This is a genomic window from Mycobacterium seoulense (assembly GCF_010731595.1).
In the GTDB taxonomy this organism is placed as follows: Bacteria; Actinomycetota; Actinomycetes; order Mycobacteriales; family Mycobacteriaceae; genus Mycobacterium; species Mycobacterium seoulense.
Window position 1 is genome coordinate 5,372,342 of sequence record NZ_AP022582.1, and the last position, 16,793, is coordinate 5,389,134.

Annotated in this window: 15 protein-coding genes and 1 pseudogene; 6 read left to right on the forward strand and 10 right to left on the reverse strand. The window is 68.0% G+C overall.

The window, feature by feature from the left end; all coding sequences use genetic code 11:
• Positions 1–12: 12 nt before the first annotated feature.
• Together G6N37_RS25060 and G6N37_RS25065 are read right to left on the reverse strand one after the other, a co-directional pair.
• Positions 13–2,865, reverse strand: a complete 2,853-nt coding sequence (locus tag G6N37_RS25060) for an MMPL/RND family transporter (RefSeq protein WP_163685489.1) — start codon at positions 2,863–2,865, stop codon at positions 13–15.
• A gap of 179 nt (positions 2,866–3,044) precedes the next feature.
• Positions 3,045–4,367: an aspartate aminotransferase family protein gene (locus tag G6N37_RS25065; protein ID WP_163684137.1), complete on the reverse strand. Its 1,323-nt coding sequence runs from the start codon at positions 4,365–4,367 to the stop codon at positions 3,045–3,047.
• A 41-nt stretch (positions 4,368–4,408) separates the two neighbouring features.
• Here G6N37_RS25065 and G6N37_RS25070 point away from each other — a divergent pair, with 41 nt between their 5' ends.
• Positions 4,409–5,326 (forward strand): sigma-70 family RNA polymerase sigma factor, encoded by a 918-nt coding sequence (locus tag G6N37_RS25070; RefSeq protein ID WP_163684139.1) that lies wholly within the window; start codon positions 4,409–4,411, stop codon positions 5,324–5,326.
• Here G6N37_RS25070 and G6N37_RS25075 read toward each other — a convergent pair.
• Entirely contained in the window at positions 5,255–6,109 is an 855-nt protein-coding gene (locus tag G6N37_RS25075; protein ID WP_163684141.1) for an aspartate/glutamate racemase family protein, read from the reverse strand. The genes G6N37_RS25070 and G6N37_RS25075 overlap by 72 nt on opposite strands.
• Positions 6,110–6,261: 152 nt before the next feature.
• Positions 6,262–6,888 (reverse strand): annotated as a pseudogene (locus G6N37_RS25080) (carboxymuconolactone decarboxylase family protein); the annotation flags it as partial.
• A 169-nt stretch (positions 6,889–7,057) separates the two neighbouring features.
• On the opposite strand from G6N37_RS25080, the gene G6N37_RS25085 reads away from it, so the two are divergent.
• Positions 7,058–8,128 (forward strand): GGDEF domain-containing protein, encoded by a 1,071-nt coding sequence (locus tag G6N37_RS25085; RefSeq protein WP_163684145.1) that lies wholly within the window; start codon positions 7,058–7,060, stop codon positions 8,126–8,128.
• An 8-nt stretch (positions 8,129–8,136) separates the two neighbouring features.
• Here the strand turns inward: G6N37_RS25085 and G6N37_RS25090 are convergent, their stop codons facing one another.
• From G6N37_RS25090 to sdhC, 4 genes are read right to left on the reverse strand one after another with little or no spacing between them, the layout of a single operon-like run.
• Positions 8,137–8,937: a succinate dehydrogenase iron-sulfur subunit gene (locus G6N37_RS25090; RefSeq protein ID WP_163684147.1), complete on the reverse strand. Its 801-nt coding sequence runs from the start codon at positions 8,935–8,937 to the stop codon at positions 8,137–8,139.
• A complete protein-coding gene (gene sdhA, locus G6N37_RS25095; RefSeq protein WP_163684149.1) occupies positions 8,937–10,691 on the reverse strand; it encodes a succinate dehydrogenase flavoprotein subunit in 1,755 nt (584 codons plus the stop codon). The genes G6N37_RS25090 and sdhA overlap by 1 nt, the downstream gene beginning before the upstream one ends.
• 1 nt (position 10,692) lies before the next feature.
• Positions 10,693–11,163, reverse strand: a complete 471-nt coding sequence (locus G6N37_RS25100; protein WP_007168001.1) for a succinate dehydrogenase hydrophobic membrane anchor subunit — start codon at positions 11,161–11,163, stop codon at positions 10,693–10,695.
• Complete coding sequence (gene sdhC / locus G6N37_RS25105; RefSeq protein WP_232075608.1) at positions 11,160–11,498, reverse strand: succinate dehydrogenase, cytochrome b556 subunit; 339 nt, start codon at positions 11,496–11,498, stop codon at positions 11,160–11,162. The genes G6N37_RS25100 and sdhC overlap by 4 nt, the downstream gene beginning before the upstream one ends.
• 240 nt (positions 11,499–11,738) lie before the next feature.
• Between sdhC and G6N37_RS25110 the strand changes: the two genes are divergently transcribed.
• From G6N37_RS25110 to G6N37_RS25120, 3 genes are read left to right on the forward strand one after another with little or no spacing between them, the layout of a single operon-like run.
• Positions 11,739–12,137 (forward strand): cytidine deaminase, encoded by a 399-nt coding sequence (locus tag G6N37_RS25110; protein WP_163684153.1) that lies wholly within the window; start codon positions 11,739–11,741, stop codon positions 12,135–12,137.
• A complete protein-coding gene (locus G6N37_RS25115) occupies positions 12,134–13,420 on the forward strand; it encodes a thymidine phosphorylase (protein WP_163684155.1) in 1,287 nt (428 codons plus the stop codon). The genes G6N37_RS25110 and G6N37_RS25115 overlap by 4 nt, the downstream gene beginning before the upstream one ends.
• Positions 13,417–14,508: an adenosine deaminase gene (locus tag G6N37_RS25120; RefSeq protein WP_163684157.1), complete on the forward strand. Its 1,092-nt coding sequence runs from the start codon at positions 13,417–13,419 to the stop codon at positions 14,506–14,508. Before G6N37_RS25115 ends, G6N37_RS25120 begins: the two co-directional genes overlap by 4 nt.
• Before the next feature lie 42 nt (positions 14,509–14,550).
• Here the strand turns inward: G6N37_RS25120 and G6N37_RS25125 are convergent, their stop codons facing one another.
• Complete coding sequence (locus tag G6N37_RS25125; protein ID WP_067943778.1) at positions 14,551–14,835, reverse strand: GlsB/YeaQ/YmgE family stress response membrane protein; 285 nt, start codon at positions 14,833–14,835, stop codon at positions 14,551–14,553.
• A 98-nt stretch (positions 14,836–14,933) separates the two neighbouring features.
• On the reverse strand, positions 14,934–15,593 hold the full coding sequence (locus G6N37_RS25130; RefSeq protein WP_163684159.1) for a GntR family transcriptional regulator: 660 nt from the start codon (positions 15,591–15,593) through the stop codon (positions 14,934–14,936).
• 152 nt (positions 15,594–15,745) lie between these two features.
• On the opposite strand from G6N37_RS25130, the gene G6N37_RS25135 reads away from it, so the two are divergent.
• Positions 15,746–16,774, forward strand: coding sequence for a cupin domain-containing protein (locus G6N37_RS25135; protein WP_163684161.1), 1,029 nt, complete (start codon positions 15,746–15,748; stop codon positions 16,772–16,774).
• The last annotated feature ends 19 nt before the right edge of the window (positions 16,775–16,793 follow it).

Consider the following 16,793-nt stretch of genomic DNA (forward strand, 5'->3'; position numbering starts at 1 on the left):
GGCGGTGCCCGCCTAGCGCCGGGCCGTCCGCGGCGGCTGCTCGGCGGGCGTCAGCAACAGGGCACGGACCAAACGGCGGGCCGCGTAAGGCCGAAGCATCTGACTGGCCGGGCGCGGGCGCACCCGTTGCGGCCACCAGAACCACCGGCCGAGCAGCGCGGCGATCGACGGCGTCATGAACGAACGCACGATCAGCGTGTCGAACAGCAGGCCCAGGCCGATGGTGGTGCCGATCTGGCCGATGATGCGCAGATCACTGAACACGAACAGGGACATGGTGACGGCGAAGACCAGGCCGGCGGCCGTCACCACCCCGCCGGTGCCGGCCATCGCCCGGATGATCCCCGTGTTCAAACCGGCGCCGATCTCCTCTTTGAGGCGGGAGATCAGCAACAGGTTGTAGTCCGATCCCACGGCCAACAGCAGCATCACCGACATCGCCAACACCAGCCAGTACAGATCGATGCCGAGAAGGTCCTGCCAGACGAGCACGGACAGGCCGAACGAGGAGCCCAAGGAAACCAGCACCGTCCCGACGATCACGGCGGCGGCGATCACGCTTCGGGTGACGATCATCATGATGATCAAGATGAGACTGATCGCGGCCACGACGGCGATCAGCAGGTCGTAGAGGGCGCCCTCTTTGAGGTCTTTGAACGTCGCGGCGACGCCGCCCATCGAGATCGCGGCGCCCTGCACCGGAGTTCCCTTGATGGCCTCCCGCGCGGCCTGCTGGATGGGCTCGACGCGCGAGATGCCCTCGGGCGTGGCGGGGTCTCCGTCCAGGGAGATGATGAAGCGGGCCGCCTTGCCGTCCGGGGACAGGAACATCCTCAGGACCCGCTGGAAACCGGGGCTGTCGAAGGCCGACTGGGGCAGGTAGAACGAGTCATCGATCTGGGCGGCGTCAAAGACCCGGCCCAGTTCGCCGGGGTCTTTGCTGTTCATCTCCTGCTCCTTGTTGAAGGACGCCAGGGTGCCGTGCCAGACCACCAGAATGTCGCGCATGATCGTCATCGTCGAAAGCATTGGCAGCATCTGCGCGCGCATCTGCGGCAAAAGCGTGGTCAGGGTGTCCATATCCGTGGCGAGAAATTGCAGCTTCTCACTCAGCTGATCGATGTTGTCGAAAGTGTCGAATACCGACCGGATGGCCCAGCACGCCGGGATGTCGTAGCAATGCCTTTCCCAGTAGAAATAGCTGCCGACGGGCCGGAGGAAATCCGAGAGGTCCGCAAGGTGATCCCTGATGGTGTCGGTGATGTTCGACATGTCGTGGGTGAGGTGGTCCATGTCGACGGTGTCGTCGACCATTTCGCCCATGAGTTGATACATGCGCTGCATCGCCTCGATCGATGCATCCATCGCGCGCTCCTGGACCAGCATGTCGTCCAGCCGGCCATTCATGAATTGCATGTTTTCGGCGTTCATCACGCTTTGCATGCTGAGGATGAACGGGATCGACGTGTGCTTGATGGGCGTCCCCAGCGGCCTGGTTATCGCTTTGACCTGTGCGACCCCGGGGCTGTGAAAGACCGCCTTGGCGACCTTGTCCAGCACCAGCATGTCCACCGGATTGCGCATGTCGTGGTCGGATTCGATCAACAGCACCTCGGGGTTGAGCCGGGCCTGCGAGAAGTGCCGACCCGCGGCCGCATCGCCGACCAGGGACGGCATGTTAGGGGACATGAATCCGCGCAGATCGTAAGTCGTCTGGTAATTGGGCAATGCCAGCAGGCCGATGGACGCCACCGCGCACGTTGCGGCGAGCACCGGGCCGGGCCAGCGAACGATTGCGGTGCCCACCCGGCGCCACCGCCGAGTGTTCAGCCTTCGTTTGGGGTCCAAGAGTTTGAAGAAGCCGGCGACGGTCAGCACCGCCGGCCCGAGCGTGACGGCGGCAAGCACCGCGACCAGCATGCCGATGGCGCAGGGAGCGCCGAGCGTCTTGAAGTACGGCAGTCGGGCAAGGCTCAGGCAGTACATGGCGCCGGCGATGGTCAAGCCCGAGCCCATAATCACATGGGCGGTGCCATGAAACATGGTGAAGAACGCGGCTTTTCGGTCTTCGCCCGCGTAGCGCGCCTCGTGGTAACGGCCGAGCATGAAGATCGCGTAGTCCGTGCTGGCGGCGATGGCCAGGAGGGTAAGCAAGTTTGTTGCGAAGGTCGAAAGCCCGAAAACGTTGTGGTAGGCGAGGAATGCGACGACCCCGCGAATCGCCCCCAGGTCGATCCCGACCATGACCAGGACGAGAACCATGGTGACGACGGATCGGTAGATGAACAGCAGCATCACCGCGATCACCAAGGTGGTGATGACGGTGACCTTGGCGACGCTCTGGTCGCCGGCCTCGGTCTGGTCGGCGATCAATGCGTACGGGCCGGTGACATATGCCTTGACCCCGCGCGGCGCCGGCGTGCTGTTCACGACGTGCCGGACCGCGTGAACCGAGTTGTACGCCTGCGTTTCGTTGTTGCCGACGAGGTACACCACGACGTACGCGGCCCTGCCGTCCGCGCTTTGCGATCCCCCCGCGGTCAGCGGATCACTCCAGAAGTCCTGGACGTGCGCGATGTGCTCGGTGTCCGCCGAAAGCTTGCGCATCAGCTCGGTGTAGAACCGGTGCGCATCGGTGCCGAGTGGCTTGTCGGCTTCCAGCACAATCGTCACCGCGGTGTTGGAATCAAACTCACCGAACACCTGACCGATGTGCTTGATCGCCTGAACCGCGGCCGCGTCTTTCGGGCTCAACGACACCGAGTGCGCTTTTCCGACCACTTCCAGCTGCGGGACGGCGAGATTGAGGACCGCGGTGAGCCCCAGCCATAACAGCACGATCGGCACCGCGAAGCGGGTGATCATCCGCGGCAGAAACGGCGCTTTGCCAGCCGGTCCGGCCCCTGGTCCGGTCTTCACCCTGCCGCGGCTCCTTTAAAGGGTTCGGCTGAGAGCGCCCATCGCGGCGAACGTACACCTCCGAAGGCGGGGCGCGACTTGTATTTCAGTTAATCGTTATGTTTGCCGGCGCTCGCCGGGAGCGACTACACCTCGCGGAGCACGGTGCGCAGGATGGATTCGATGGTGTCGAACTCGGCCTGACCGCTGATCAGCGGCGGCGCCACCTGGACGACGGGATCGCCGCGGTCGTCGGCGCGGCAGTACAGGCCCGCCTCGAACAGGGCGGGCGACACGTAGCCGTGCAGCACCCGTTCGCACTCCTGCGCGCTGAACGTTTCCTTGGTGGCCTTGTCCTTGACCAGCTCGATGCCGTAGAAGTAGCCCTCGCCTCGGACGTCGCCGACGACGGGCAGGTCATACAGCTTCTCCAGCGTCGCGCGGAAGGCGGACGCGTTCTGCTTGACCCGGTCGTTGAGGCCCTCGCGCTCGAAGATGTCGAGGTTGGCAAGCGCCACGGCCGTCGAAACCGGGTGTCCGCCAAAGGTATAGCCGTGCGGGAAAACGGTGGCGCCGTCGTTGAACGGTTCGAACAATCGCTCGCTGGCGATCATCGCGCCCAGCGGCGAGTAGCCCGACGTCAGGCCCTTGGCGCAGGTGATCATGTCGGGCACGTAGCCGAAGTCGTCGCAGGCGAACATCGACCCGATCCGGCCGAAGGCGCAGATCACCTCGTCGGAGACCAGCAGCACGTCGTATTCGTCGCAGATCTGGCGCACCCGTTCGAAATACCCCGGGGGAGGGGGAATGGCGCCGCCCGCGTTCTGCACCGGTTCCAGGAAGACCGCGGCGACGGTCGCCGGGCCCTCGAACTCGATCGCCTCGGCGATCCGGTCGGCGGCCCATTGCCCGAAGGCCTTGGGGTCGTTGGCAAACGGTTCGGGCGCGCGGTAGAAGTTCGTGTTGGGCACCCGGAAGCCGCCCGGCGTCACCGGCTCGAACGGCGCCTTGTACGCCGGCAGGCCGGTGATGGCCAGGGCGCCCTGGGTGGTGCCGTGGTAGGCGATCGAGCGCGAAATCACCTTGTGCTTACCGGGTTTGCCGGTCAGCTTGAAATACTGCTTGGCCAGTTTCCACGCGGTCTCGACCGCCTCGGTCCCGCCGGTGGTGAAGAACACCCGGTTGAGGTCGCCGGGGGCGTAGCGCGCGAGGCGCCCGGCGAGCTCGATCGCGGTCGGGTGGGCGTATCCCCACAGCGGGAAGTACGCCAGCGTGCTCGCCTGCCGCGCGGCGACCTCGGCGAGTTCGGTGCGGCCGTGGCCCACCTGAACGGTGAACAGCCCGGACAGCGCGTCGAGGTAGCTCTTGCCGCGGTCGTCGTAGATGGTGACGCCGTCGCCGCGGACGATGATCGGCGGTGTGATGCCGGCGCCGTGCCGGGCGAAGTGCAGCCACAGGTGTTCTGTCATCTCGACGGTGAGCGTAACCCCCGCCCGGCTAGGCTCGGGATATGACCGGGACCGAACAGGTCTCACAATTCGAAGCCCTGCGGCCGCACCTCATGGCGGTCGCCTACCGGCTCACGGGCACGGTGGCCGACGCCGAGGACCTCGTCCAGGAAGCCTGGCTGCGGTGGGACGGCCAAGAGGCCGAGATCACCGACCTGCGGGCCTGGCTCACCACCGTGGTGAGCCGGCTGGCCCTGGACAAGTTGCGTTCGGCCGCGCACCGGCGCGAGACCTACACCGGCAACTGGCTGCCGGAGCCGGTGGTGACCGGCCTCGACCGCGCGGATCCGCTGTCGGCCGTGGTGGCCCGCGAGGACGCCCGGTTCGCGGCGATGGTGGTGCTGGAGCGCCTGTCGCCGGATCAGCGGGTCGCCTTCGTGCTGCATGACGGGTTCGCGGTGCCCTTCGCCGAAGTCGCCGCCGTGCTGGGCACCAGCGAGGCCGCGGCCCGCCAGCTGGCGTCGCGGGCCCGCAAGGCGGTCGCGGCGGAACCCCCGCCCAAGCCCGACCCGTCGCACGACGAGGTGGTGGGGCTGCTGATGGCCGCGATGGCCGCCGGCGACCTGGATACCGTGGTCTCGCTGCTGCATCCCGACGTCACCTTCAGCGGCGATTCGAATGGCAAGGCGCCCACGGCCGTTCAGATCATCCACGGCCCGGACAAGGTGGTGCGGTTCATGCTGGGCCTTGCGCAACGCTACGGGCCGGCGATGTTCACCTCGTATCAACTGGGGCTGGTCAACGGCGAACTGGGCATCTACACGGCCGGCTGTCCGGCTTCCGAGGGATACCGGGAGATGTTGCCGCGGATCACCGCGCTCACGGTGCGCGACGGAAAGGTTTGTGCCCTATGGGATATCGCCAACCCGGACAAGTTCACCGGCTCTCCGCTGCGGTCGATAAGGCCGCCAACCGGATAGCGACCAGCGGCTGGACGGTCTTGTTCCGGCAAGGGGTTTGGCCACCTCGGAGCCCGGATCCAGCAGAGCGCGACACGAGTGCTCGACGAGCGCGCGCACGCTGTCGATGACGGGTTTGCCCGCGATCTCGGCGTCGAGGACGCCGGAGAGCTCGGCGCAGTCGAGGAGCAGCGCGTCCACGTCGTCGGCGAGCCCGGTGATGGCCCGGAGGACTTCTCCCGGGATGGGGACGGGAATCCGTGACCGTCGCAGCGACTCGATGAACCGGTCGATGATCTCCTGATCGCGTGGGGCCGGTGCCACGACGGCGACCCCTACCTGGCCCAGACCGCGTTCGTACGCCGCCGTGGACACCATGATGCTCGACGCGAGAAGGCGAACCCGGCGGACGTTGAGCCGTTGCAGCGTCCGAGCCGTCGCCTCGACCATTCCGATGCATGCCGGTGCGCCCGCCGCGGGGTCGATCGTGGTGGCGTTGCATGCGACGGCGATGACGTCGGCACCGCCTCCGGCGAGCGATCGAGATGTCCGGGTCACCAGCTGCGGCAACCCCTCCGGGCGCCCGGGCCGGGACAAGCCGGTCGAGGCCGGTCTACCGAGGTGCCGCTGCACGGTGATGGTGTGCACCGTCACGTCCGGACTGGAACCACCCGTCAGCGCCCGATGGTGCTCGCACAGCATCGCGTAGAACCGGGCGGTGGCCTGGGGGCCCAGCCCGTCCACGACACCCAGCCGCCGTTGCCGCGCCCGCCGATCCGGCGCTGGGCTAATCAGTTGGTCCATGTCGGTTCTCCCGGTCAGGTCGCGTCCGCTTTCGGGCACACGACGACTATCCCCTTCGGGCCGGGCGATGTCTTTCCGCCGTTCGGCTCCCGCGGCGGGGGATTTGCCCTTCCCCGTATCGGACGATCTGGGCGTCCGACGATCGGGGGACGCTATCCGGCGCCGACTTCGTCGGCCCACGGAACGCGACAGGCGTCACCGGAGTTGAAGCCCTGTTCGGTGATGCCCAGCGCGGTGTTCATCCGGGCCCGCATGTTCTCCACGCCGATCTGATAGCTCAGCTCGATCACGCCGGCATCACCGAACCGGGTCCGCAGGTCGGCGACCTGTTCGTCGGTGACGGTGTGCGGATCGGTCGTCATCGCGTCGGCGTAGCGGATCGCGGCGCGCTCGTCATCGGTGAAAAGCGGTGAGCTGGCGTAGTTGTCGATGTCTTTGAGCCGCTCGATGTCGAGGCCGTCGAGACGCTGCAGCATGGTCCCGAAGTCGACGCACCACGAACAGCCGATGCTGCGCGCGGTCCACAACACCGCCAGCTCACGCACGCTGGCCGGCAGGACCTTCGACGCCCGGTCGAGCATCGTCTCGTGCACCGCGCCGGCGACCAGCAGCTTGCGGTGGTGGGCGGTCACGGTGAAGGGTTCGGGGACCTGGCCGTAGCGGCGCTTGGCGATCCGATACATCGCGCGGGTCAGCAGCCCGGCGCGCTCGGGGGGCAGGGGCTCGATGCGGGTTTTTGATGTCATACCCGTCAGACGGGATGGGCCGCGAAAGTGTGACGGGGTTTTCCGCCCAATGGGCGACTGCCGAACTTGATATCGCCGGCGCTATCAAATTCGCCAGGCGTCCCACGCAGAGGCGGCAATCTGCTTCGACGGCCGCGCGGGAGTCGTACCATGCCGCTAGCCACTCGGCGTCGATGACCAGTGGTCAGCAGGGGAGCCAACGATGACCGCGCTGTTCAGCCCATGGTGGCGCGCCGATCAGTATGACTGGCTCTCCGGTTACCTCGCGTCGCGACGCCTCAGCGGAGCCACCCGGGCGGTGATGGCCTCGATCGCCGCGTCGATGGTGTTGTGCCTTCTCGCGCTGCTGGCCGGTTCGGACGGTCCCCGCGGGCAGCTCCCGGTGGCGATGATGTGGCTTGCCGTCGCCGGCGGGGTCGCCGGAGTGTTGTTGTGGATATGGCGCTGGCCCACACGCCGGCAGTCCGTCGTCTTCGCCGTCACGTGCAACACCGCAGTGGCCCTGGCGTGTCTGGCGCACCCGAACCCGCTGGCCGCCCTGATCGGGTGCATCGCTTTTGCGACGTTCGGCGCCTACATGGCGTTCTTCCACACGACGGGATTGGTGCTGTACAACTTCGCGGTGGCCGCCGCGGTCGGCTCATGGGAGGCCTTGTCGCTGGCGCGATCCGGGCACCCCAACCTCGCCGGCGTGGATTTGTGGCTGGTGATCGAGGTCAATATCGCCCTGCCGTTGGCGATCCGGGTCCTGGTGCGCGCCCTGTCGGGCGACCTGCTGACTGCGGACCGCGATCCGTTGACGGGCCTGCTCAACCGGCGCGCATTTCAGCACGAGGCGCTGGGGATGATCCTGGCGCGCCGCGGCATCGACTCCCACCTCGTGGTCATGCTGATCGACCTCGACAGGTTCAAGGCCCTCAACGACAGGTGCGGCCACGCCGCCGGTGACCATGCGCTGGTCCAGGTTGCCCAGGCGCTGTTGGCTGCCGCCGACGGCCAGGCGGTGGTGGCGCGAAGCGGCGGCGAGGAATTCCTGTTGGCCGGCACTTCGGCGGCCTGCAACGCCGAGTCGTTGGCCGCGCGGATGTGCCGGGCCATCGCGGCCTCGACCGCGGGCGTCACCGCCAGCATCGGCACGGCCTGCGCCCGCCTCGACGACACCGCTGTCGAACCGCAAGCTCTTCTGGGCGAGTTGATCACCGCCGCCGACGCGGCGATGTATCAGGCTAAACGGTTGGGGGGCAACCGAAGTAGTCATCACGAACTCTGTTGACCCGCTGGTCAGCGCGTGAACATCAGCGCGCGCTTGACCTCCTGGATGGCCTTGGTGATCTGGATGCCGCGCGGGCAGCACTCGGTGCAGTTGAAGGTGGTGCGGCACCGCCACACGCCGTCCACCTCGTTGAGGATGTCAAGGCGTTCGGCGGCGGCCTCGTCGCGGCTGTCGAAGATGAACCGGTGCGCGTTGACGATCGCCGCGGGGCCGTAGTAGCTGCCCTCGTGCCAGAACACCGGGCAGCTGGTGGTGCAGGCCGCGCACAGGATGCATTTGGTGGTGTCGTCGTAGCGGGCGCGGTCGGTGGGGCTCTGAATGCGTTCCCGCGTAGGCGGATTCCCGCTGGTGACCAGGTACGGCTTGACCGCGCGGTAGGCGTCGAAGAACGGCTCCATGTTGACGACCAGGTCCTTCTCCACCGGCAGGCCGCGGATCGGTTCGACCGTGACGGTGAGTTGCTTGCCCTTCTTCTCGGGCAGCAGGTCGCGCATCAGCACCTTGCAGGCCAGCCGGTTGACGCCGTTGATGCGCATGGCGTCCGAACCGCACACCCCGTGGGCGCAGGACCGCCGGAAGGTCAGCGTCCCGTCCAGGTAGCTCTTGATGTAGATCAGCAGGTTGAGCAGCCGGTCGCTGGGCAGGCATGGCACCCGAAAGCTTTGCCAGCCACCGGTCTTCGCGAAGGCGTCGGGATCGTCGGGGTTGAACCGGGCGATCTTGACCGTCACCATCACCGCCCCCTCGGGGATGGGCGGCAAGGGCGGCTCCGGTCCGCGGTCCACCTCGACGTCGGCACTCTCGGACATCAGTACTTCCGCTCCTTCGGCTCGTAGCGGGTCTGCACGACGGGCTTGAAGTCCAGTGCGATGTCGCTCAGCAGAGCGGTGCCCTGTTTGTACGCCATGGTGTGGCGCATGTAGTTGACGTCGTCGCGGTTCGGGTAGTCCTCCCGCGCATGGCCGCCGCGCGACTCCTTGCGGTTCAGCGCGCCCACCACGGTGACCTCGGCCAGCTCCAGCAGGAAGCCCAGCTCGATGGCCTCCAGCAGGTCGCTGTTGAAGCGTTTCCCCTTGTCGTGCACGGTGATTCGGGAGTACCGCTCCTTGAGCGCGTGGATGTCGGTCAGCGCCTGCTTCAGCGTCTCCTCGGTGCGAAACACCGCGGCGTTGTTGTCCATCGACTGCTGCAGCGCACCGCGGATGTCGGCCACCCGCTCGTTGCCGTGCTCGTTCAGGATGTCGGCCACCCAGCCGACGACCATCGCCTCGGGATTCGGTGGCATCGCGACGAAGTCGTGCCCCCGCGCGTAGTTAACGGCGGCGATGCCGGCGCGGCGGCCGAAGACGTTGATGTCCAACAGCGAGTTGGTGCCCAGCCGGTTGGCGCCGTGCACCGACACGCACGCGCATTCGCCCGCCGCGTACAGGCCCGGCACCGTGGAGGTGTTGTCCCGCAACACCTGTCCGGTGACGGTGGTCGGGATGCCGCCCATCACGTAGTGACACGTCGGGTACACCGGGACCAGTTCGTGCACCGGGTCCACGCCCAGGTAGGTGCGGGCGAACTCGGTGATGTCGGGCAACTTGGCCTCGAGCACGTCCTCGCCGAGGTGGCGGACGTCGATGTAGACGTAATCCTTGTGCGGGCCGGCGCCGCGGCCCTCGAGCACCTCCAGCACCATCGAGCGGGCGACGATGTCGCGCGGCGCCAGGTCCACGATCGTCGGCGCGTAGCGCTCCATGAACCGCTCGCCTTCGCCGTTGAGCAGCCGGCCGCCCTCGCCGCGCACCGCCTCGGAGATCAAGATGCCCAACCCCGCCAGACCGGTCGGGTGGAACTGGTGAAACTCCATGTCCTCCAACGGAAGTCCCTTGCGGAACACGATCCCGATGCCGTCGCCGGTGAGCGTGTGCGCGTTGGAGGTGGTCTTGTACATCCGGCCCGAACCGCCGGTGGCGATCACCACGGCCTTGGCGTGGAAGACGTGGATCTCGCCGGTGGCCAGCTCGTAGGCCACCACGCCGGTGGCCACCGGCCCGCTCGGCGTCTCGGTGAGGACCAGGTCCAGCGCGTAGAACTCGTTGAAGAACTGCACGTCGTGCTTGACGCAGTTCTGGTAGAGGGTCTGCAGGATCATGTGGCCGGTGCGGTCGGCCGCGTAGCACGCCCGGCGCACCGGGGCCTTACCGTGTTCGCGGGTGTGCCCGCCGAACCGGCGCTGGTCGATGCGGCCCTCGGGGGTGCGGTTGAACGGCATCCCCATCTTTTCCAGGTCGAGCACCGCGTCGATGGCTTCCTTGCACATGATCTCCACCGCGTCCTGGTCGGCGAGGTAGTCGCCGCCCTTGACGGTGTCGAAGGTGTGCCATTCCCAGTTGTCGTCCTCGACGTTGGCCAGGGCCGCGCACATGCCGCCCTGCGCGGCGCCGGTGTGGCTGCGGGTGGGGTAGAGCTTGGTCAACACCGCGGTGCGCACCCGCGGACCGGCCTCCACCGCCGCGCGCATGCCGGCACCGCCGGCCCCGACGATCACGACGTCGTATCGGTGTTGCTGGATCACCTCAGCCTCCGATATTCGGGTCGAATGTCACCAGCACGTAGGTGCCGAGCACCAGCGTGAACCCCATCGACAACAGCAGCAGGCTGTTGAGCCAGAACCGGGTGCTGTCCTTGCGGCTGTAGTCGTCGATGATGGTGCGCAGGCCGTTGCCGCCGTGCAGCTGCGCCAGCCACAACAGCGCCAAATCCCAGAACTGCCAGAACGGCGAGGCCCAGCGCTGCGCCACATAGTTGAAGTCGATGCGGTAAACGCCGTCGTCCCACATCAGCATGATGAACAGGTGGCCGACGGCCAGGACGATGAGCGCGACCCCGGAGAACCGCATGAACAGCCACGCGAACTTCTCGAAGTTGGGGATGCCGGCCCGGCGCCGCGGCGAGCGCGGGTTGTCGAGGCTGGCGGGCCGGTCGTGGCTGCGCTGCCGCACCGGGGCCACCTGGCCCCGGCCGAGCTGCAGGTCGGGGGAGCTCATCGGAGGTGCTCGGTGATGTGGATGCCGGTCACCACGCCGGCCGGGACCATGAGCAGCAGGAAGACGACGCCGACGATCCAGAACATCACCTTCTGGTAGCGGGGGCCCTCGGACCAGAAGTCGATGAGGATGACTCGAATCCCGTTCAGCCCGTGGAAGAGCACGGCGGCCACCAGCCCGTACTCCATCAGGCCGACGACCGGCGTCTGATAGTCGTGGATCACCGCGTTGTAGGTCTGCGGGCTGACCCGCAGCATCGCGGCGTCCAGCACGTGGACGAACAAGAAGAAGAAGATCGTCGCGCCGCTGATGCGGTGCAGCACCCACGACCACATGCCCGGGTCACCCCGATACAGGGTCCGGGGTGGTCGCCGCCTGCGCGAGGGCGCAGATTCTGGTGCCGGATCCGCGGTCGTCGCCTGTGTGGTCACCCAGTCCTCACCGCCTTCTGACATCGGGGCAGTTCAGCCTAACCCCGCCGGGGCGGCGCCCGCGCCAAGCGGTCCGCCCATCCACGTGCCATGCCGGAGTTAGGGTGGCAGTCTCACGTCCCCTTAGACGAGCGGGGTTGCGTTATGCCGAATATCGATTGGAATGCGCTGCGTCACAAGGCAATCGGTGCCGCGGCGGGGGCCTACGCGCCGTACTCGCGGTTCCCGGTGGGGGCGGCCGCGCTGGTCGACGACGGCCGCGTGGTCACCGGCTGCAATGTGGAAAACATCTCATATGGCCTTGCTCTCTGCGCCGAATGCGGTGTGGTGTGCGCCCTACACACCACCGGCGGCGGCCGGCTGATCGCGCTGGCCTGCGTCGACGGCCGGGGAGCCACCCTGATGCCGTGCGGGCGATGCCGCCAGGTGCTGCTCGAGCACGGCGGCCCCGGGCTGCTGATCGACCATCCGGCCGGGCCCCGCCCCCTCGGCGAGCTGCTTCCCGACGCCTTCAGCGCCGACCTGCCACGGGAACCCCGTTGACCGACTTCGACTTCGACGCGCCGACGGTGATCCGGACCAAGCGCGACGGCGGCCGGCTGTCCGGCGCCGCGATCGAGTGGGTCGTCGACGCCTACACCCACGGCCGGGTCGCCGAGGAACAGATGTCGGCGCTGCTGATGGCGATCTTCCTGCGCGGCATGGACCGCGAAGAGACCGCCAGCTGGACTTCGGCGATGCTGGCGTCCGGTGACCGGCTCGACTTCCGCGACCTGCGGACCCCCACCGTGGACAAGCACTCCACGGGCGGCGTGGGGGACAAGATCACCCTGCCGCTGGTGGCCGTCGTCGCGGCGTGCGGCGCGGCGGTGCCGCAGGCGTCGGGGCGCGGGCTCGGGCACACCGGCGGCACGCTGGACAAGCTCGAGTCCATCGCCGGGTTCACCGCCGCGCTGTCCACCCGGCGGGTGCGCGAGCAGCTCCGCGACGTCGGCGCGGCCATCTTCGCCGCGGGCGAGCTGGCACCGGCCGACGCCAGGCTCTATGCGCTGCGCGACGTCACCGCCACCGTCGAGTCGCTGCCGCTGATCGCCAGCTCGGTGATGAGCAAGAAGCTGGCCGAGGGGGCGGGCGCGCTGGTGCTCGACGTGAAGGTCGGCTCCGGGGCGCTGATGGCCTCGGAGGCGGCCAGCCGCGAGCTGGCGCACACCATGGTCGAGTTGGGCGCGGCGCACGGGGTGCCCACCCGCGCCCTCCTGACGGACATGAACGCCCCGCTCGGCGCGACCGTCGGCAACGCGCTCGAGGTCACCGAGTCGCTGGAGGTGCTGGCCGGCGGCGGCCCGCCCGACGTGGTCGCGCTGACGCTGCGGCTGGCCGCCGAGATGCTCGAGCTGGCCGGGCTCGACGGCCGCGACCCCGCCGACACACTGAGCGACGGCACCGCGATGGACCGCTTTCGCCGGATGATCGCCGCGCAGGGCGGCGATTTGTCGGTTCCGTTGCCGATCGGTGCACATTCCGACACCGTGACCGCGGCCCGGGGCGGCACAATGGGCGATATCGACGCGATGGCAGTGGGGCTGGCGGCTTGGCGGCTCGGCGCGGGCAGGTCCCGTCCGGGCGAACGGGTGCAGGCCGGCGCCGGCATCCGGATCCACCGCCGCCCCGGCCAGCCGGTCGCGGCCGGCGCGCCGCTGTTCACCCTGTACACCGACACCCCGGAGCGGTTCGGCGCCGCGCTGGCCGAGCTGAACGGCGGCTACAGCGTCGGCGACGCGCCGCCGGCGGCGCGGCCGCTGATCATCGATCGGATCGTGACGTGACCACCCCACTGGGCCTCGAGCAGATCAGGAAGGCGCCCAAGGCGCTGCTGCACGATCACCTCGACGGGGGGCTGCGCCCGTCGACGGTGGTGGAGATCGCCGGCCAGGTCGGCTACGACGGGCTGCCCACCACCGACGTCGACGAGCTGGCCACCTGGTTTCGCACCCAGTCGCACAGCGGCTCGCTGGAGCGCTACCTGGAGCCGTTCTCACACACGGTGGCGGTGATGCAGACACCCGACGCCCTGCACCGCGTCGCCTACGAGTGCGTCGAAGACCTGGCCGCCGACTCCGTCGTCTACGCCGAGGTCCGGTTCGCGCCCGAGTTGCACATCGACCGGGGGCTGTCCTTCGACCGGATCGTCGACGCCGTGCTGGCCGGTTTCGCCGACGGGGAGAAGGCCTGCGCCGCCGCGGGCCGGCCGATCGTGGTGCGGCTGCTGGTGACCGCCATGCGGCACGCCGCGGTGTCCCGGGAGATCGCCGCGCTGGCGATCCGGTTCCGGGACAAGGGAGTTGTCGGTTTCGACATTGCGGGCGCCGAGGCAGGCAACCCGCCGACGCGGCACCTGGACGCCTTCGAGTACATGCGAGACCACAACGCGCGCTTCACCATTCACGCGGGAGAGGCGTTCGGGCTGCCCTCCATCCACGAGGCGATCGCGTTCTGCGGCGCCGACCGCCTGGGCCACGGGGTGCGCATCGTCGATGACATCGACGTCCTCGGCGACGGCGAAGTCCGATTGGGTAGGCTGGCATCGATCCTGCGGGACAAGCGAATTCCGTTGGAGCTGTGTCCCAGTTCCAACGTGCAGACGGGTGCGGTGAAAAGCATCGCGGACCATCCGTTCGACCTGCTGGCCCGCACGCGCTTCCGGGTGACGGTCAACACGGACAACCGGCTGATGAGCGACACCTCGATGAGCCTCGAAATGCACCGGCTGGTGCAGGCTTTCGGCTACGGGTGGAGCGACCTGGAGCGGTTCACCATCAACGCGATGAAGTCGGCGTTCCTTCCGTTCGACGAGCGGCTGGCGATCATCGACGACGTGATCAAGCCCCGGTACGCCGTGCTGATCGCGGGCTGATGCCGCTCGCCCGAAAAATGTGCGAGCGGACCAGCTTTCGGCTCAGCGGGTGAGGCGCGTGCCGGTGCGACGGCCCGTCAGCGCTTCGTAGAGCGCGATCAAGACGATGGCGGCGCCGACTCCGATGAAGAACGGAATCCACGCGATGCCACCGTTGGCGTTGTGGTATCCGAACTGGCTGGCGACCGCCGAGCCGATCAAACCGCCTACGGCGCCGATCACGACGGTCATGATCATGCCGACGTTCTGTTTACCCGGCATCACCAGACGCGCGACCACACCGATGATGGCGCCCACGATGATGGCGAGGATGATGGATCCGACCATTTCAGCTCCTGTCATAACGGCTCCCGGGGTGGGCGCCATCTTCGAGGGGGATTTCCCCGAAAAGACGGACTTCTAACACAATTCGGTCGGAAGCCGGATCAGGCGAGCCCGATGGCGCGCACCGTACCGGCCAGGTGCGTCTGCACCGCGCGCAGCGCCCGCGGGCCGTCGCCGTCGCGCAGCGCCTCGGCGATCTCGCGGTGCTCGTCCAGGATCGTCGTCGTCCGGTCGGGTTCGCGCAGCGCCGACTCGCCGATCATGCGCATCTGACGATCCCGCAGCGACGCATAGAAACCCGACAAGATGGCGTTGCCCGACTCGGCCAGCGTCACGGCGTGGAAGGCGCGGTCGGCGTCGAGGAACTCGGGCCAATCGGCGCGGTCGACGGCGGCGCGCTGCCGCGCCAGCTCGCCGGACAACCGCTGGAAAACCGCGGCGCACGCGGCCGGCCCGCGGCCCACCACCTTCGTCGCGGCGAACTGCTCGAGCACCAGCCGCGCCTCCATCACCGAGCGGACCTCGTCCGGCGACACGGGGACCACCAGGGCGCCGCGCTGCGGGTAGAGCCGCAGCAGCCCCTCGGCCTCCAGCCGCAGGAACGCCTCGCGCACGGGGGTGCGGGACATTCCCAGCGCCGCGGCGACGTCGCCCTCGCTGATCAGCTCCCCGCCCGGGAACGCGCCGGTGAGCACCTGCGTCTTGACGTAGTCGAGCGCGCGGTCCTTGGCCGTTGCCGGCCTGGCGTTCCCCGTTGCCACTGCAGCCTTCCGGTAGCTAAGTCGTATCCCAGCAGTGTGGTGACCGTACACCAGCGCGGGATTGACAACAGCGCAACTGAGATACAAGATAGATACGAGATAGACGCAAGATGCACTCGAGAGGCCCCCGAGCAGTTCGAAGGAGACGCGAAATGCCCGTCACGGAACAAGCCCTGACCCCGAACCTCGATCCGACGATCCCCGCCCCGATGGTCAACGTGGCCGAGTACGGGTTCGAAGGCCGTTTCCAGGACTGGGCCGAGGACGCGGAGTATTTCGAATACTCCAAGGCCGCCAACCCCATCGGCTCGGGCCATGTCCCGCAGGTCCCGGTTACCCGCTTCGACCCGGATGTCTACACCGATCAGCCCACCGGTGTGATCCCGCTGGATCTGTCCAGGGAGCTGGGCATCGAGACCGGCGCGGCGACCAGCCCCGCGCTGCTGGCCAACTTCGTGCGCATCCGCCCCGGTGAACAGGTCGACACCAGCCCCAACGCCACCTCGCAGCTGTACTACGTGCTCTACGGGCGGGGCTTCGCGGCGGTCAACGGCCAGCTGGTCGGATGGGAGAAGGGCGACTTCCTGACCCTGCCCGCGGGCACCCACTCGGTGTTCTACGCGGCCGCCGACACGGCCATGTACTGGGTGCACGACGAGCCGCTCATGCGCTACCTGGGCGCCCAAGCCACCCAGCCGCGGTTCCGCGCGACCAAGTTCCGCCGTTCGGACGCGGTGGCCAAGCTGGAGGAGATCGCGTCGCGCCCGGGCGCCAACGAGAAGAGCCGGGTCAGCGTGTTGCTGGCCAACGCCAACCAGGAACAGACGCTGACCATCACCCACGTGCTGTGGGCCATGTTCGGCGTGCTGCCGCCCAACCAGGTGCAGCGCCCGCACCGGCACCAGTCGGTCGCCCTCGACCTGATCCTCGACGCGCCGGCCCACGGCTGCTACACCCTGCTGGGCACCCGGCTCGACGAGCGCGGCGACATCGTCGACCCGATCCGGGTGGACTGGCGGGCGGGCTGCGCCTTCACCACCCCGCCGGGCATGTGGCACGCGCACTACAACGAGACCGACCAGCCCGCGCACCTGATCCCGATCCAGGACGCCGGCCTGCAGACCCACCTCCGCAGCCTCGACATCAAGTTCACGCAGCGCCGCGACCTCGTCGCCGGCTGACCCGCCGGACCGTGCACGG